Genomic DNA, 15,877 nt, shown 5'->3' on the forward strand with positions numbered 1-15,877 from the left:
GCTATTCTGTGGTATCTGTGGCACCGCCATCAATCTCTGTCTTTGAGTCATCTTGGGTATCACTCCCACTGCCTTCATCTGTTGGGGTTTCGATAGTCTCTCCACCTGTAGTATCAGCAGGTTCGGTTGTGGCTTCCTGTGTCGTCTCCTGCTCAATCGGCGTGAGTTCACTGCCGGTATCTTCACCGTAGAAACGCATGAGGAACAGTGAAATAACCATAAACCCGATAGCGAGCCATGTCGTCAACTTACCCAGAAAGGTCGCTGCACCGCGTCCTCCGAGGACAGACTGCATTTCCGCACCACCGAACGCGCTCGATGAAAGCCCTTCGCCTTTGCTGTCCTGCAAAAGAATAATCAGTGTCAGAACAACACAGATTGGCACGAAGAGAAACACTATAAAACCCATGATAATTTCCATCTGATCATTTCCTCCTATGAATGGTTATCAGTTATCGGTTGTCGGTTAAGAGGGTGTTTGGTAACAATTCCCCAACTTCGGGTACTCCAGAAGGAGGTAAATCGTTACAAATTCCCTCTTTAACTGATAACTGACGACTGACAACTGAAAACTATTTTCGCAAACGATTCCGCTTCAAGGCTTGCACCGCCGACAAGGGCACCGTCCACGTCAGGCTGCGCCATCAATTCTGCCGCATTTTCCGGTTTAACACTACCACCGTATTGAATACATATCTGTGACGCAACTTCTGCTGAGTAAGCGTCTACCAGTAGCCCTCGAATGAAATTATGCACTTCCTGTGCTTGGGCGGGTGTCGCCGTTTTCCCAGTGCCGATTGCCCAAACCGGTTCGTAAGCAATAACACAAGACAACAGGTCGGCGGCAGATAAACCCGCAATACCTCCCGTGACGTGACTCTCAATCACTGCTTCTGTTTGATTGGCTTCTCGTTCTTCAAGCTGCTCGCCGACACAGATAATCGGCTTTAAGTCGTGTGATAAGGTCGCTTTCGTCTTCTGATTGACGCTGTCATTTGTCTCGCCGAAGTATTGCCGCCGCTCCGAGTGTCCGATAATGACATAGTCACATCCGGCATCTTTTAGCAGTGGTGCTGAGACTTCGCCGGTAAATGCACCGCTGTCTTCTGAATAAACATCTTGGGCAGCAAGACGAATGTTACTGTTGGCTATAGTGTCGCTAACCGCGGCAAGTGCGGTGAACGGGGGTGCTACGATAATTTCAACATCGGTGTCATCCGCAACTAACGCCTTTAAGGCTGTTGTGAGCGCGACCGCCTCTGAGATCGTTTTGTTCAGTTTCCAATTCCCTGCAATGATCGGTATTCTCATAGTCCCTTCCATTAGAGTGTGCGCTCAACGAGTTCGACGAGACGGTTGGAGTAGCCCCACTCGTTATCATACCATGAAAGGACTTTGATGAGTCCATCCTCAATCACTTTGGTAAAGGGACCGTCAAGAACGGAGGAGAGTTTGTTCCCGTTGAAATCCGATGAGACGAGGTCGAGTTCGGAATAACCGAGAATTCCATCTAAACTGCCTTCTGCAGCTTCTTTCAGTGCTGCGTTGACCGCTTCAGCACTCGGTCTCTGTTTGAGATCGACGGTGAGATCAACGACAGAAACGTTCGGTGTCGGCACACGGATTGCGAACCCATCGAGTTTACCATTCAATTCTGGCAAAACTTTCCCAACTGCTACAGCGGCACCGGTTGTCGTCGGGATCATCGAAAGTGTCGCTGCGCGAGCGCGGCGCATATCGGAATGTGGGAAGTCATGAACCCGCTGGTCGCCGGTATACGCATGGACAGTTGTCATTAAACCGCTCTCAATTCCAAATTCTTCGTGCAGGACCTTCGCGACGGGTGCAAGGCAGTTCGTCGTACATGAGGCATTAGAGATGATATGATGTTCTGACTTATCGTATTTATCATCGTTCACACCGATGACAATCGTGATGTCTTCACCCTTCGCGGGTGCCGAGATAACCACTTTTTTCGCACCACCAGCGGTGATGTGCTTCTCAGCGTCTTCCCTATCTGTAAAAAAACCGGTGGATTCGATGACAACATCCACACCGAGTTCACCCCACGGCAGATTGCCCGGATCCCGTTCGGCGAGAACGCGTATTTCTTTGCCGTTTACCACCAAGCCATCGTCTGTGGCAGCAATGTCATCGGACAAGATGCCGTGCACGGAGTCATACTGGAGGAGATGCGCGAGCGTCTCCGGACTCGTCAAATCGTTGATAGCTACGAATTCTATATCTAATGCTGGATTCTGCAACGCTGCTCGAAAGGCGTTCCGACCAATCCGACCAAAACCATTAATACCTACTTTAGTTGACATGAGATAGATGGATTCCTCTATAAATTTTTTGCCGTTACAGGGCTTTCTTTTAACGAACTAACAGCAAGCTTTAGAAACCTACAAACCACACAAAAAAAGAACATACCGGGCTATTCACAATACGGGCTTGCAAGTGATACTCCTTGATTTGCTATTATTCAAGTCTTACGATTTACATCTTCTTTAATTATACTCTAAACCGCAGTAAATTGCAAACGCGTTGTTAACGGATTTGACCGCTCTGAGGCAATTTGACTTGACAATTTGAAACATTTCAGGTACTCTATTGACATGTCCACAGACACCAATAAAAAATCGCATCAACCTACCGGGAATTTCCGTGCTATCCCTGTCACAGTGCCGGAGAATCTCGGTAACATTCGAGTTATCCTCTTTGAACCACGTGAACCCGGAAATATCGGCTCTGTCGCCAGAGTCGTGAAAGGAATGGGACTGTCGCAGCTCTATCTGGTAAATCCTGTTCCGTTCCAAGATGTCGATGCAGCGTGGTATATGGCACACGGTGCGAAGGATATTCTCGAAAATTGCCACGTCGTTCCTGAACTGAAAGACGCACTTGACGGCATCCAATATCTGGTGGGGACGACACACCGTCGCCGCGATGTACGTCTACCGCAGCCTGTATCTGCCCGCGAAGCGGCGCACACGATCGCTACAATTTCGCAGGATAAATCGGTCGCACTGCTTTTTGGACGCGAAGACTTTGGCTTGTCCACCGATCAAATGAGTCTCTGCCAGTTGACCGCAAGCGTCCCGATGGCGACGAAAAATCCATCTCTGAACTTAGCACAGGCAGTCCAAATCTTTGCCTATGAAGTCTTCGTCGCGAGTCTGGACGAGTATCCACCCTCCGAAATCGACTACGCCGAAGTGAACGCCTTGGAAGAGTTCTACGAGCGCGTGACTCGTCTATTGGATAAGGTAGGCGTGACTCCATATAACCAAGACTGGGAGACGTATTTAAAGTCATTGCGGCGTGTTTTCTCTCGTGCCCCGTTGGAGGCAAGAGACATTGCTACACTGGACATAATTTTCTCTACCACATATCGGCACATTGAACGTCTTGAGAAAAAATTAGCAGAGGAAAAATAGTTTTCGTAGCATCTGTTGTCCAAATAGATACGCCCAAAATCTTACGGTAAAAAGTCATGAAAACGTTTGGCACTTATGGACCCGTGAATCCTGAAGAGAATTACGTCGTTTCACGCGCTGAGGAGCTCGCTGATTTCATCAATCGCGTCAAACTCGGACGATATATCGTTATCTTTGCGCCCCGGCAGACAGGCAAAACAACGTTCTTCCAATGGGCACTTGATGCACTCGCCGCCGACACTACAGAAACCTATTTCCCGATTGAACTCAACTTTGAAGTATACGAAGGCTATTCTGCCCCCGGTTTTTACGCCTCACTCTATAAACGGATTTATGAGGAGATTAAATGTGTCTTCCAGAAGCGCGGCATCGCGCCTTCCGAAGCCTTAAGTCAATTCTTAGAGGACACAAAGTTAACAGACAACGTGGCGATGCTTGAATTCTTTCAAGAGTTCGCAACTTTTCTTGGAGATGAGAGGCTTGTCCTCATCATTGACGAGTTTGATGGTATCCCTCGCGATGCTGTAAGTGGTTTCCTTCGTTCACTCCGCAATATCTATGTTCACAGTTCTATGAGTCAATGTCCCTACAGTGTTGGCATTGTAGGCGTTAAGAACATCGCGCAGCTCAATTTAGACCGCTCTATCTCGCCGTTCAATATCCAAGACGAGTTCACCTTACCTAACTTCACGCTTGAACAGGTCAACGAACTCCTTGCACAGTATACGCATGAAGTCGGTCAAGCCTTCGCATCCGAGGTTGTTGAGAATATTCACAGACAGACTGCCGGACAGCCGTTCCTCGTCAATCGGTTCGCGCAAATCCTTACCGAGGAGATGAACGTTCCGAAAACCGAGACGATTACAATGACGCACTTTTCAAAAGCACACGCAGAAATTCTTGAAGAGAATAACACCAACCTTACGCATCTGGTGACAAATATTCGTAGGAACCCACGCTTTAAAAACATCTTGATGGAAATCGTTTCTTACGAGAGAGGAGTCCGTTTCAGCTTACGCCAAGAAATCATCAGCGAACTCGCCACTTACGGCGTAATCGCGAGAGGGGTTGACGACCGCTGTGAGATCATTAACCCGATTTATCACTACTGCATCCTGCAAACATTCAGACCTATAGTGAACGGGTTAGAAAAAGATTACTTCCCTGAAGATACCGATTTTCCCGACTATCTCACGCCCACGAGGCAGATTAATATGGAGTTGCTTCTTGATAACTTCCGAGATTTTATTGCTCGCGTGGGATTTCGGATACTCCAAGTCCCAGAAACACCGAAAGAATACGTCGGGCAAGACCTCCTCTATGCCTATCTTGACCAGTTCGTTAGTTTAATCCGCGGGATAATGTATCTTGAAGTTCAAACGGGGCGTGGCAGGATGGATCTCGTCATCTTCCACAACGCCAAAAAATACATCGTTGAGACGAAGATATGGGAAGGGTCCCGGTCCTATCAGTCTGGCAAAAAACAACTCGCAGCATATCTCAAACTGGAGGGGACTACTGAAGGATACTATGTTGTTTTCGACCATCGTGTAGAACCAGAACCCCGCGTAGAAACAGAGATAATAGACGGTTTGACAATCCGGAGTTACGTCATTCCTGTCGTGCAGGAAGTCCCTTCACAACAGACATAATGCTGAGGAAAAATCTGTGAAAGATAAAATACTTGAGGAAATTGAGTCACTCGCGGAAGCAGAGAGTGAATGCCCTCTTGAAGAAGTCAGAGGATTCTACTTGAAATTCTGTGGTCAACTAACGTATCATATATGTAAGAACTTGATTAGTCATATAACGACGAAATGTTTATAGTATAGACAAGAAATGCGATACATCAAACCCATTGTTTGGATCATCTTTATCCTCTCCGGTGCCAGCGGACTCATCTATGAAGTCATCTGGATGCGTCAGCTCACGCTCATTTTCGGAAGCACCGTCTTCGCAACGAGTACCGTCTTGACAGCATTTATGGCAGGACTCGCACTCGGCAGCTACTACTTCGGTCGGAAGATCGACGAGAGCACACAGTCACCGCTACGGATTTACGCGCTTTTGGAAGCGGGTATCGGTGCGTTCTGCCTTGTTTGGCCCCTCATTTTAGCGGCATTGAGTGCCATCTACGTTCTGATTCATCGTAACATCACATCAGAATTCTATACCCTCTCGCTCATCCGGTTCGTGCTAACGTTCGGGGTCCTGCTAATTCCGTCCACACTGATGGGTGGGACTTTACCAGTGCTAACCCGCTTTTTTGTGAAAAGGTTGGAGCAGCTCGGCACCAATATTGGAATTCTGTATGCGTTGAACACATTCGGTGCTGTTATCGGAACTGTGGCAGCAGGATTTTTCCTAATTGAAGCGTTAGGTGTTCGATGGACACTCGGTGTCGGTATCGCCATCAATTTCGCAGTAGCGGCGGTTGCATTAGCGTTATCACAGAAGGTACCAGAAACAGAAGATATTAGCAATCAGCAATCAGCAGTCAGCAGTCAGCAAGAGAATCTCGTGGCAGACACAGAGATTTTGCAATCCACAAATACTGACAACCAACAACCGACAACCGACAACTCTAAATTGGTATTATGGGCAATAGGCATCTCCGGGTTCTGTGCGTTGGCTTATGAAGTGTTGTGGACCCGCATCATGGTCTTCTTCCTTGGAAGCACGACGTATGCGTTCGCAACGATGCTTGCTGCGTTCCTATTCGGCATCGCGTTGGGGAGTATGGTGTTTGCACGCTGGGTTGATCGGATTAAACAACCCGTAGCAGTTTTCGGTATTGTTCAACTCGGTATCGGACTTTTCGCGCTTATTCTAATGCCCGCGTTTGAGGAGTTGTACGGCATGAGTCGCGCGTTCCAGTCCACCTTCGGCGGAAGTAGGTTCTGGGCATTCTTCTCCTGTTTCCTTGTGATGTGCCTTCCAACGTTTTTGATGGGCACAAGTTTTCCACTTGTGACGAAAATCTATACCGGCAGCGCACGTCAACTGGGTAGGAGCATTGGGAATGTCTATGCAGTCAATACAGTCGGGAGCATTTTAGGGGCGTTTTTTGCAGGATTCATCCTGATCCCACTTCTGGGCATCCGACCGAGCATCGTGCTGACAGTCGCCTTGAACACAGGCATCGGGTGTCTGCTTGTCTTGAGAGGCGAGTGGCGAGCTGAAACCGGGAAATCGCTCTTACAAGGCGTAAGCATTGGGATGCCGATCCTCAATGCTGGATTGGCTGTTATCATGTTGCTCACCGTGAATCAACCGCTCTTTCTGAAAAGTGCTATTTTCAAAACGCAACGTCCCGGCGATACACTCGTTGATTACAATGAAGAGGTGGACGCGACCGTAACAACGTTGAAAGATGATGAAGGGGTCTATCGTCTCTATGTAGACACAAATCAGGCAGCGGATGCCTCACGTTGGGATTCACCGTCGCATCGCGTTATTGCGCATCTACCGTTGCTATTACATCCACGTCCGAAACGTGCACTCGTCGTCGGGTTCGGTATGGGACTTACTTCGTATTCCATAACACAACACGGTGTGCAAGTTGACGCAGTAGAACTGTCAAGCGGCGTAATTTCCGCTGCGCAGAAGTATTTCACACACGTCAATGGAAATGTGTTTGAAAACCCTCAATTTAACTACAGACTCAACGATGGACGAAACCATATCCTGATGACAAAAACCAAATACGATATGATCTCGACGGGGATCATCCATCCGCTCGTCAGTGCGGGGAGTTCCAACATTTACACCGCCGATTTCTACCGTTTGTGTCGTCGAATTTTGAGCGAAGATGGAATTATGTGTCAATGGGTGCCGTTACATCGCTTGCCAGAGGCACACTATAAGATGATTGTGCGTACCTTCATTGAGGTGTTCCCGCATACAACGCTCTGGTATAAGTACACCCCCGATTTTGTGATCCTTATCGGCACACGTGAACCGCTGCGGATTGACTACAAAAACTTCATCGAACGCTCACAGATAGCGAGTATTCGTGAAGGGCTTGCTGCCGATGATCTGGATGGGATGTCGCTGCTCGATTCATTCATGATGGGACCTGAAAATGTCCGTAAGTACGCAGGCATTGGATCCATTCACACAGACAACCGACCCCGATTGGAATTTTTCCGTGGGGCAGATTTGGTCGGTACAACAACACAGAACGTTAAAGGGATGGCGGAATATCGGGAACGGGTGCTGCCTTACCTCACAAACTACGGCGCGACACTCGCAGAGAAACGGGACGCACGAGAGAAGCTTGACACCTACTTCAGAGCCACACAGAGATTGATTCGTGGACAAATTGCTTATGCAAGCGCGCAGTATCAAAATGCCGCGGCACTCATGAACGAAGCGGTGGAACTCAATCCTGTTGACGAGACGATTCGCTATAACTTTGGGGTCGTCGCAGGTTTAATTCGCGAAGGTGAGCAGGAAGAACTCCAACAGATTGAACGGCAGGTACAGCAGACGATGGCACAAAACCCTGATGACCTTCAGGGACACCTCCATTTGGCAACGTTGTATGAGATGCAGGGTGAACTTGGAAAGGCAGCAACGGAGTTAGAGGAATTACTCAGACGCGATCCGAAGAGATTTGAGGTTTATCTGCTCTTAGGTCCGCTGTATGAACGCCAGGAACGCTACAAGGACGCGCTTCGCACTTACGAACGGCTTGAACGACAAGAGACGACTTTGCAATTGCCAGCACCCATTTTTGCGGCAATGGCGGGTCTCCATCTGCAATTGGAAAACATAACCGAAGCCGAAAAATATGGAAAGAAGGGCATCGCTGCAGATGTCAATTCGTGGCGGTCCTATTACGTTCTCGGAAACGTTTACGCCGCCATGAACCAGTTGGAGAAACAGATAGAAGCCTACAACAACGCTTTGAAAGCGATTGATGAGGTCATCCGTGTCACCGCTGATTCGAGCGATCTATTGAGTGTTAGAGAACAGATCCAGAACGAACTTGAACAACTTAGAAAATAACATCTGATTTTTTGAATTTCTTTCGTAGCATGAGCAAGCCCGAAACGAAGTGGAAGGGTTTTTGCTTGGGTGTTTCTTCAACGCTACGGAAATAAACGTCAACGCACTAACCCGTTTGACCAAACCGCAAGGAAAATTAGAAAAATGTCTCAAGAAACCCAAGAAACTACATCGTCTTGTTTAAAACGAACCCATTATTGTGGTGACCTACGCTTAACCGATGCGGGAACAACCGCGCAACTCAACGGTTGGGTCAAACGTCGCCGCGATCACGGTGGGGTCATCTTCGTTGATTTACGCGACAGGACAGGCATCACACAAGTCGTTTTTGACCCGCAGATTGAGGAAAAAGCGCACGCCCTCGCCGATGCTGTTAGAAGTGAATTTGTGTTGAACGTCAGCGGCACCGTCCGTGAACGCGATCCGGGCGAATTGCTCTTCCACGCAGAGGCAGCGTATCAGGCAGAACTCGCCGATGGTTCCCTTTCCCCCGCGTTCCGAGCCTTGTTTTCGGATGTTGACGCTAAATACACCCTCTCCGAAGAAATTGAGGTCGCAACCCGAGTCGCTGGCGCGCGATGGCTGCTCACCGATGTCGAAAATAATCGGACATATCATATTGAGAACAAGGAAAAAGTCCTCAGCATCTACCAAGGCACAGTCAATCCAGAACTTGATACGGGTGAGATCGAACTTGCTGTGGATTCTCTGCAGATTCTGAATACTGCCAAAACACCGCCGTTCCCGGTTGAAGACGATATTGACGTGGCGGAAGACATTCGGATGCGCTATCGGTTCATTGATCTGCGTCGTCCCGAGATGCAAAAAACTTTGGCGATGCGGCATCAGGCAGCACTTGCAGCGCGTAACTACATGAACGAGCAGGGTTTCCTTGAAATTGAGACACCCATTTTGATGAACAGCACGCCCGAAGGGGCACGTGATGTCCTCGTGCCGAGTCGTCATTATCCGGGTAGGTTCTATGCGCTCCCGCAATCACCGCAGCAGTTTAAGCAGATTCTCATGATGAGCGGCGTTGATCGGTATTTCCAGATCGCGCGGTGCTTCCGTGATGAGGACACCCGTGCCGACAGACAGTTAGAGTTCACGCAGCTTGACATTGAGATGTCATTCGCAGGGATAGACGATGTACTTGAGGTGACCGAGGGGTTGATGAAACGAATATTTGAAGAGGCGGGTGGCATTCCTGTCCAGACACCTTTCCTACGCCTACCCTATCATGAATCAATGGCACGTTTCGGAAACGACAAACCCGATACGCGGTTCGGCATGGAGCTTACCGACCTCTCAGATGTTATGGCGGATTGTGATTTCCAGGTGTTCACACGCACCTTGGAAAGCGGCGGAGAGGTTAAAGCCATCGCTGCACCGGGTGGAGCAGACTTTTCACGCAAAGACATCGACGATCTGACCGAGTTTGTCGCCACTTACCGAGCAAAAGGTTTGGCATGGGTCAAGGTCACCACAGATGGCTTCTCGTCCGGTATCGTTAAGTTCTTCACAACAGAGCAACTTGAAACAGCGCAAGAGAGAACGGGTGCGCAGCCGGGGGATATTATGTTCTTTGTTGCTGACAGACCGAAAGTCGTTGCTGATGCACTTGGCAATCTCCGTCTCCATCTCGGACGAAAACTCAACCTTATTGACGAAACCCAATACAATTTCTTATGGATTGTCGATTATCCGCTGTTTGAATGGAACGAAGATGAAAATCGGTACGAACCTTTCCACCATCTGTTCACAGGCGCGACGGAAGAAACTTTACCGCTGTTAGAAACAGATCCGGGGAAGGTCCAGAGCCAACACTACGATCTCGTATGTAACGGGTATGAAATCTGTAGCGGAAGCGTCAGGATTCACCAATGGGATATCCAACAAAAGATCTTCAACATTCTGGACATCACCCCGGAAGAGGTCGAAAGTCGGTTTGGCTATTTCATAGAGGCGTTGGCGTATGGTACACCTCCGCATGCCGGCATCGCACCCGGACTTGACCGGATGGTGATGTTGATGCGAAACGAGGAAAACATCCGTGAAGTCATCGCATTCCCGAAATCGCAACAGGGGCTTTGCCCGCTCACGCATGCCCCGTCCGTTGTAACGGATGCCCAGTTAGAAGAACTCTCCATCCACGTTGATGTAGACGGCTAAGGTAGCAAGAGTCATCGGTTCGCCTTGCAGTGAGAGTTATCAGTTTCAGTCCGAGACGCTTTGTGGCAGCAACACAATTTGTACCCGCCACAAGAAGTTAACTCTCACTGCGAGGCAAACCGATAACTGATGACTGACAACGAAAAAATAAAGGAGATAGCACGATGGAAAGAAAAATAGGCACTGCCCCGACACTCGTCTATCCCGAATCAGACGGAGAACCGATGGCAGAAACTCCGAAACATCAGCAGGTGATGATAGATTGCATGGATATCCTACGAAACCATTTTCATGGGATCCCAGATGTGTATATCGGTGGGAACATGCTACTGTATTATGAAGAGGGGAATCCTCGGAAGAGCGTCTCCCCGGACGTATTCATGGTTCATGGACTGTCGAAAAAAGAACTCCGAACATACAAAACCTGGGAACAACCCGCCACCCTTGATTTTGTGTTAGAAGTTGCCAGTCCGAGTACGTATACGAGAGACTTCAACGAGAAGATGGAGATATATGCCAAGATTCTGCGTGTCAAAGAGTATTATATCTATGACCCCTATCATGAAATTGAGCCCTATTTCGTTGGGTTCCGGCTTGTGGGTGAAACTTATGAGGAGATAGCATTCGTGAACGCACGACTCCCGTCTTCAGTGTTAGGTTTGGAGTTGGGCGAGCATGAGGGTATGCTGCGTTTATATGACCCTGTTAAGTCCGCGTGGTTACTTACTTCTCAAGAACGCGTAGCACAGGCGGAAACCCGTGTGCAACAAGAATCCCTGGCACGACAGGAGGCGGAATCTCGTGTGCAACACGCTGAAGCGGAACTCAAAAAACTGCGCGCAGCACTTGAACGTTTAGAAGCAACCAAATAGGAAATTGATGGTGAAAATTGGCAAATACCTCCCTATAGTCATCCTAATATGTATCGGATTAGCGTTTGCAACAGCGGATGCCCAAGAAAACCTTGCCCAACAAGTGTCCGCTATTTTTCAGCAAAACTGCTTGAATTGTCATGGACCCTCCGGTTCCTTTAAAGAAGCACTCTTGATTGAGCGAAACGCGCTTATTGATACTCAGGTCGTCATTATAGGAAACCCAGAAAACTCAGAGTTCTATAAACGACTCCTTGGACCGACTGAGAAGGGTCCACAAATGCCGCTCAACCTACCACCGCTCTCACCAGAAGCCGTTGAAACGATTGCCCGCTGGATTACCGCAGGCGCGCCAGATTGGGATGTGCAGCACGACATCAATTTCATAACCACGGATACAATACTCAATACCATCCGAAACCACCTAAAATCGTTGGATCCGTTTGACCGCCCCTCCGCACGGTATTTTACAATGACGCATCTCTATAATGCCGGTGAAAGCCCTGAAACACTCAGCGACTATCGGATCGCGCTCTCTAAACTCGTAAATAGTCTTTCGTGGAAGTTTGAGATCACAAACCCAACACCCATTGATAAAGCACAAACAATCTTCTATATTGACCTGCGCCGCTACGAATGGAATACCACAACCGATGTCTGGACACAAATTGAGCAAGTATATCCGTACAACATTGCGTTTGATCCAGAAATACAAGCCGGTCTCCTTGAAAAACTGACACACCTACAGACTGAAACGGACAGCACAGTACCATTTGTCCATGTCGATTGGTTTCTTGCGACCGCGTCGTTGCCACCGCTCTATCACGATATTTTAGGTCTTCCACAAACAGACCGTGTATTAGAGGCACAATTAGAGGTAAATGTTGCGAGTAATATCAGGAACGCCCCAGGGATAGATGTCTGGCGTGCGGGTTTCAACGATTCGGGTGTCTCCTCGAACAACCGCGTCGTGGAACGCCACACATCTCGGTATGGCGCGTATTGGAAAAGTTACGACTTTGCTGGAAGTGTAGGTTCACAGAATATCTTTACACATCCGCTTGATTTCACACACGATGGTGGCGAAATTATCTTCAATCTCCCCAACGGGTTGCAGGCGTACTTGCTGGTTGACGTTAATGGTAACCGGCTGAACGACGCACCAATTGACATCGTTAGGAACCTTGCTGCAAGCAATCCGACAGTCCGGAACGGTCTCTCGTGTATTGGGTGCCATACGCAAGGCATGAAGAAGTTTGAAGATAGTGTGCGTGCGGCGATTGAACAGGATGACAACCCGCCGTATAACAAAGAACAGGCACTACGACTCTACGCTAAACAGTCAGTCCTTGATAATCTGGTTGCAAAAGATACACTAAGGTTTCAGCAGGCACTGGAAAAGATTGGCGGTCCGTTTGCGGATGACGCATCCAGACAACACTTCTTCAAGCAACATGAAAGCGAACCGATCCAACGGTTTCATGAGTCGTTTCAAGCACCACTAAATGTCCGCCATGCTGCAGCCGCAGTCGGATTAGAAACAGAAGCATTTCTTGCACAGGTCCGTGTGAAACAGAGCCTAAAAAACTTGGGATTACAAACACTCACCGATATGAACGGCACGGTAAAACGGGATGCGTGGACATCGAATTTTCACGACCTGATCTCTGCGTTGAATACCCCTGATAGTGTCCTTCCGCCCATTGTGCAGCGTCCGGAGCGTATACCTGGGGCATCTGTTCACATTCCTGACTCGCCCCTTCGCAAAGTAATTGAAGATGCCCTCAACAAGACCCCTGGATCCCCAATTACTGTGGCAGAGATGGCAACGTTGAGAGAACTTGAGGCAGGAAATCGGGACATCCGCGATCTCACAGGACTTGAGTTTGCAACAAACCTGGGCTTCCTAAATGTTGAGAGTAACTCAATATCGGATATATCACCGCTGGCAGGATTAACTAATCTTACAGAATTAAAAATGGGAGGCAACCCGATATCAGATATATCACCGCTGGCCTCTTTGACAAAGTTGCGTCAGATATGGTTTAATGACACTGAAGTAGCCGACCTCTCACCCCTCGCGTCCTTACGCGATCTTGAAACAATAAATGCCGCGGCCACGCGTATATCAAGCCTCGCGCCTTTAGAAGGACTTACAAAACTGAGAATATTAGAAACCATACATTCCGATATCTCGGATCTCTCACCTCTTGCAGGATTAACCAACTTAACAAGACTCCTCTTATACGATTGCAAAGCAACCGATCTTTTACCTCTACGGGGCTTAACAAAACTGAGATGGCTCGGTTTTCCACATACCAATAATATTACTGACTTCTCTCCCTTGTCGGGATTAACAGAGTTGAGGCATCTCGACCTATTCCATACTGAGATTTCAGATCTTTCCCCGTTAGCGAAACTGATTAACTTAGAAACATTGATATTAGACTGGAATCGCATTGTAGATGTCTCGCCACTTGCTTCCTTGCATAACTTGAAGACTTTATACCTGCATGTCAACAACATAGAGGATTTCTCGCCCCTAGATGGTATACGGAAAAATATAGAAGTCTTCACATGGCACAGAAACCCTGGCTATCCAAAAGGCGGTCCAAAAATTGAAGGACCCTGGTTATGGTTGATGTTACAAAGTCATTGGACGGAAGGAATGGATCAAATAGATCATTTGTCAAAAGCATCTAATGGAAAAATTACGGAACAGCAGATTGCTACTCTCGGTACGGCGGACGGAGAGAGGATTGGTGATAGCGTATGGTTAAAAAGCACCCTTGAGCCTTATCATTATGATGATCCCAATAGAAACTATAACAACCTTCGGAGATTGCTGTTACCTGAAGAAGAAGTTGTTGAATCTAAATCCCCTTGGTTTGAGGTTTATAGCACCATTACCTTGTATTCTCCACGGGCACAGCACACGAGAATATTTATAGGTGCAGCGGACTCCCCTCGAAAAGTTTTACTCAATGGTGAGTTAGTCTACCACTACGAACACTATGTTGATAGAGATGCATGGAATACTGATTACCAGGATTTTTTCCCTATCACACTGCGAAAAGGGAAGAACGTGTTGTTAGTGCATCATAAGTACAACACACGGCGACCAATAGGCTACTTTTTTGGATTTGAACCTGGCACCGAATATAGCGTAGTCAATCCCCGTGTCGGGTACACCTTCTCTGAGCCAAAAATCCATGTCGGTGATACATTTACCCTCGACCTCAGCACAGAAAACATCTATGATTTAGCAGGCTGGCAATTTGATATTGCCTTTGATCCTACTGTGCTTGAAGTCGTTGAAGTCAACGAAGGCGATTTCCTGAAAACAGGAGGCGAAACGACCTTTTTCCAAAAAGGAACAATTGATAACTCGACCGGCAAAATTACCAAACTCAGTTCAGCAAGACTCAGCGAAGACGGGGTCAGCGGTACAGGAACGCTTCTGTCGGTGATGTTCACAGCAAAAACAGCTGGACAAACGCAGTTGAAACTCGAAAATTTTCAACTCGCTGCTATCACCGGTGTATCTATCCCTGCGGGTCCACAAGAGGTTGTTATCACTGTAGAAGGACAACTCGCTACTGGAGATGTGAATCGAGATGGACAGGTAAATATCCTGGATATGGTGCTTGTCGCTCGACACTTCGGGAAAACTGTGCCCCCTGATTCGGATGTAGACCTGAATGGTGATGGTGTTGTCAATATCCAGGACCTTATCATCGTGGCGCAACACTTAGGCGAAACTACCTCGGCTGCACCATCAATTTTTGCTGTAGATGATATAGAGGGAATAGATCCAGCCATGATACAGGTTTGGATAGAACAGGCACAAGTTGAAGATGATGGTTCTATTGCCTTCCGAAAAGGCATCGCCAACCTTGAGCAGCTTCTCACCCTGTTCATCCCAGAGACGACCGCCTTACTTAACAACTATCCAAACCCATTCAACCCAGAGACATGGATACCCTATCAACTGTCCGAACCGGCTGAGGTTACCTTGCGTATCTACGCTGTGAATGGCAGTTTGATCCGAACATTAGCATTGGGACAAATGCCCGCTGGCATCTATCAAATCCGCCCCCGTGCCGCATATTGGGACGGCAAAAATGATCTCGGCGAATCTGTTGCGAGTGGTGTCTATTTCTACACGCTGACAGCCGGAAATTTTACTGCAACCAAAAAAATGTTGATAAGGAAATAGTATCAAATGACCATAGGATAGCTGGAGTGCTGATTTTTATTAACTTCCTAACCCGCAAAACAGGGATGTGTGCTACGGTGCAGGTCCCTGTTTTATGTGTCGTGAAGGGATCCGTGCGGATTTTTACCTTGACACCGAGGGTTAAAGTGTGTTAGACTCTC

Annotated in this window: 9 protein-coding genes; 6 read left to right on the forward strand and 3 right to left on the reverse strand. The window is 48.0% G+C overall.

Going from position 1 to position 15,877, the window contains the following annotated elements; all coding sequences use genetic code 11:
- Position 1 precedes the first annotated feature (1 nt).
- The 3 genes from secG to gap form a co-directional block, all read right to left on the reverse strand.
- Positions 2-421 carry a preprotein translocase subunit SecG gene (secG, locus tag OXH39_14695; GenBank protein ID MCY3551706.1) on the reverse strand — a complete coding sequence of 140 codons (420 nt, stop codon included), beginning with the start codon at positions 419-421 and terminating at the stop codon, positions 2-4.
- A gap of 119 nt (positions 422-540) precedes the next feature.
- Positions 541-1,311, reverse strand: coding sequence for a triose-phosphate isomerase (gene tpiA, locus OXH39_14700; GenBank protein ID MCY3551707.1), 771 nt, complete (start codon positions 1,309-1,311; stop codon positions 541-543).
- 11 nt (positions 1,312-1,322) lie between these two features.
- On the reverse strand, positions 1,323-2,327 hold the full coding sequence (gap, locus tag OXH39_14705; protein MCY3551708.1) for a type I glyceraldehyde-3-phosphate dehydrogenase: 1,005 nt from the start codon (positions 2,325-2,327) through the stop codon (positions 1,323-1,325).
- A 291-nt stretch (positions 2,328-2,618) separates the two neighbouring features.
- Here gap and OXH39_14710 point away from each other — a divergent pair, with 291 nt between their 5' ends.
- From OXH39_14710 to OXH39_14735, 6 genes are all read left to right on the forward strand, one after another.
- A complete protein-coding gene (locus OXH39_14710) occupies positions 2,619-3,440 on the forward strand; it encodes an RNA methyltransferase (protein ID MCY3551709.1) in 822 nt (273 codons plus the stop codon).
- A 56-nt stretch (positions 3,441-3,496) separates the two neighbouring features.
- Positions 3,497-5,092 carry an AAA-like domain-containing protein gene (locus OXH39_14715; GenBank protein ID MCY3551710.1) on the forward strand — a complete coding sequence of 532 codons (1,596 nt, stop codon included), beginning with the start codon at positions 3,497-3,499 and terminating at the stop codon, positions 5,090-5,092.
- Positions 5,093-5,279: 187 nt separating this feature from the next.
- The gene (locus tag OXH39_14720) at positions 5,280-8,453 is read left to right on the forward strand and encodes a fused MFS/spermidine synthase (GenBank protein MCY3551711.1); all 3,174 of its coding nucleotides are present in this window, start codon (positions 5,280-5,282) and stop codon (positions 8,451-8,453) included.
- A gap of 144 nt (positions 8,454-8,597) precedes the next feature.
- Positions 8,598-10,625 carry an aspartate--tRNA ligase gene (aspS, locus tag OXH39_14725; GenBank protein ID MCY3551712.1) on the forward strand — a complete coding sequence of 676 codons (2,028 nt, stop codon included), beginning with the start codon at positions 8,598-8,600 and terminating at the stop codon, positions 10,623-10,625.
- A gap of 164 nt (positions 10,626-10,789) precedes the next feature.
- Complete coding sequence (locus OXH39_14730) at positions 10,790-11,497, forward strand: Uma2 family endonuclease (GenBank protein MCY3551713.1); 708 nt, start codon at positions 10,790-10,792, stop codon at positions 11,495-11,497.
- A 7-nt stretch (positions 11,498-11,504) separates the two neighbouring features.
- A complete protein-coding gene (locus OXH39_14735; GenBank protein ID MCY3551714.1) occupies positions 11,505-15,716 on the forward strand; it encodes a leucine-rich repeat domain-containing protein in 4,212 nt (1,403 codons plus the stop codon).
- Positions 15,717-15,877 lie beyond the last annotated feature (161 nt).

The organism is Candidatus Poribacteria bacterium (assembly GCA_026702755.1).
In the GTDB taxonomy this organism is placed as follows: domain Bacteria; phylum Poribacteria; class WGA-4E; order WGA-4E; family WGA-3G; genus WGA-3G.

Coding starts and splice junctions, on each gene's coding strand:
- secG (MCY3551706.1), bottom strand. CDS start 421: ATGGAAATTATCATGGGTTTTATAGTGTTTCTCTTCGTGCCAATCTGT.
- tpiA (MCY3551707.1), bottom strand. CDS start 1,311: ATGAGAATACCGATCATTGCAGGGAATTGGAAACTGAACAAAACGATC.
- gap (MCY3551708.1), bottom strand. CDS start 2,327: ATGTCAACTAAAGTAGGTATTAATGGTTTTGGTCGGATTGGTCGGAAC.
- OXH39_14710 (MCY3551709.1), top strand. CDS start 2,619: ATGTCCACAGACACCAATAAAAAATCGCATCAACCTACCGGGAATTTC.
- OXH39_14715 (MCY3551710.1), top strand. CDS start 3,497: ATGAAAACGTTTGGCACTTATGGACCCGTGAATCCTGAAGAGAATTAC.
- OXH39_14720 (MCY3551711.1), top strand. CDS start 5,280: ATGCGATACATCAAACCCATTGTTTGGATCATCTTTATCCTCTCCGGT.
- aspS (MCY3551712.1), top strand. CDS start 8,598: ATGTCTCAAGAAACCCAAGAAACTACATCGTCTTGTTTAAAACGAACC.
- OXH39_14730 (MCY3551713.1), top strand. CDS start 10,790: ATGGAAAGAAAAATAGGCACTGCCCCGACACTCGTCTATCCCGAATCA.
- OXH39_14735 (MCY3551714.1), top strand. CDS start 11,505: ATGGTGAAAATTGGCAAATACCTCCCTATAGTCATCCTAATATGTATC.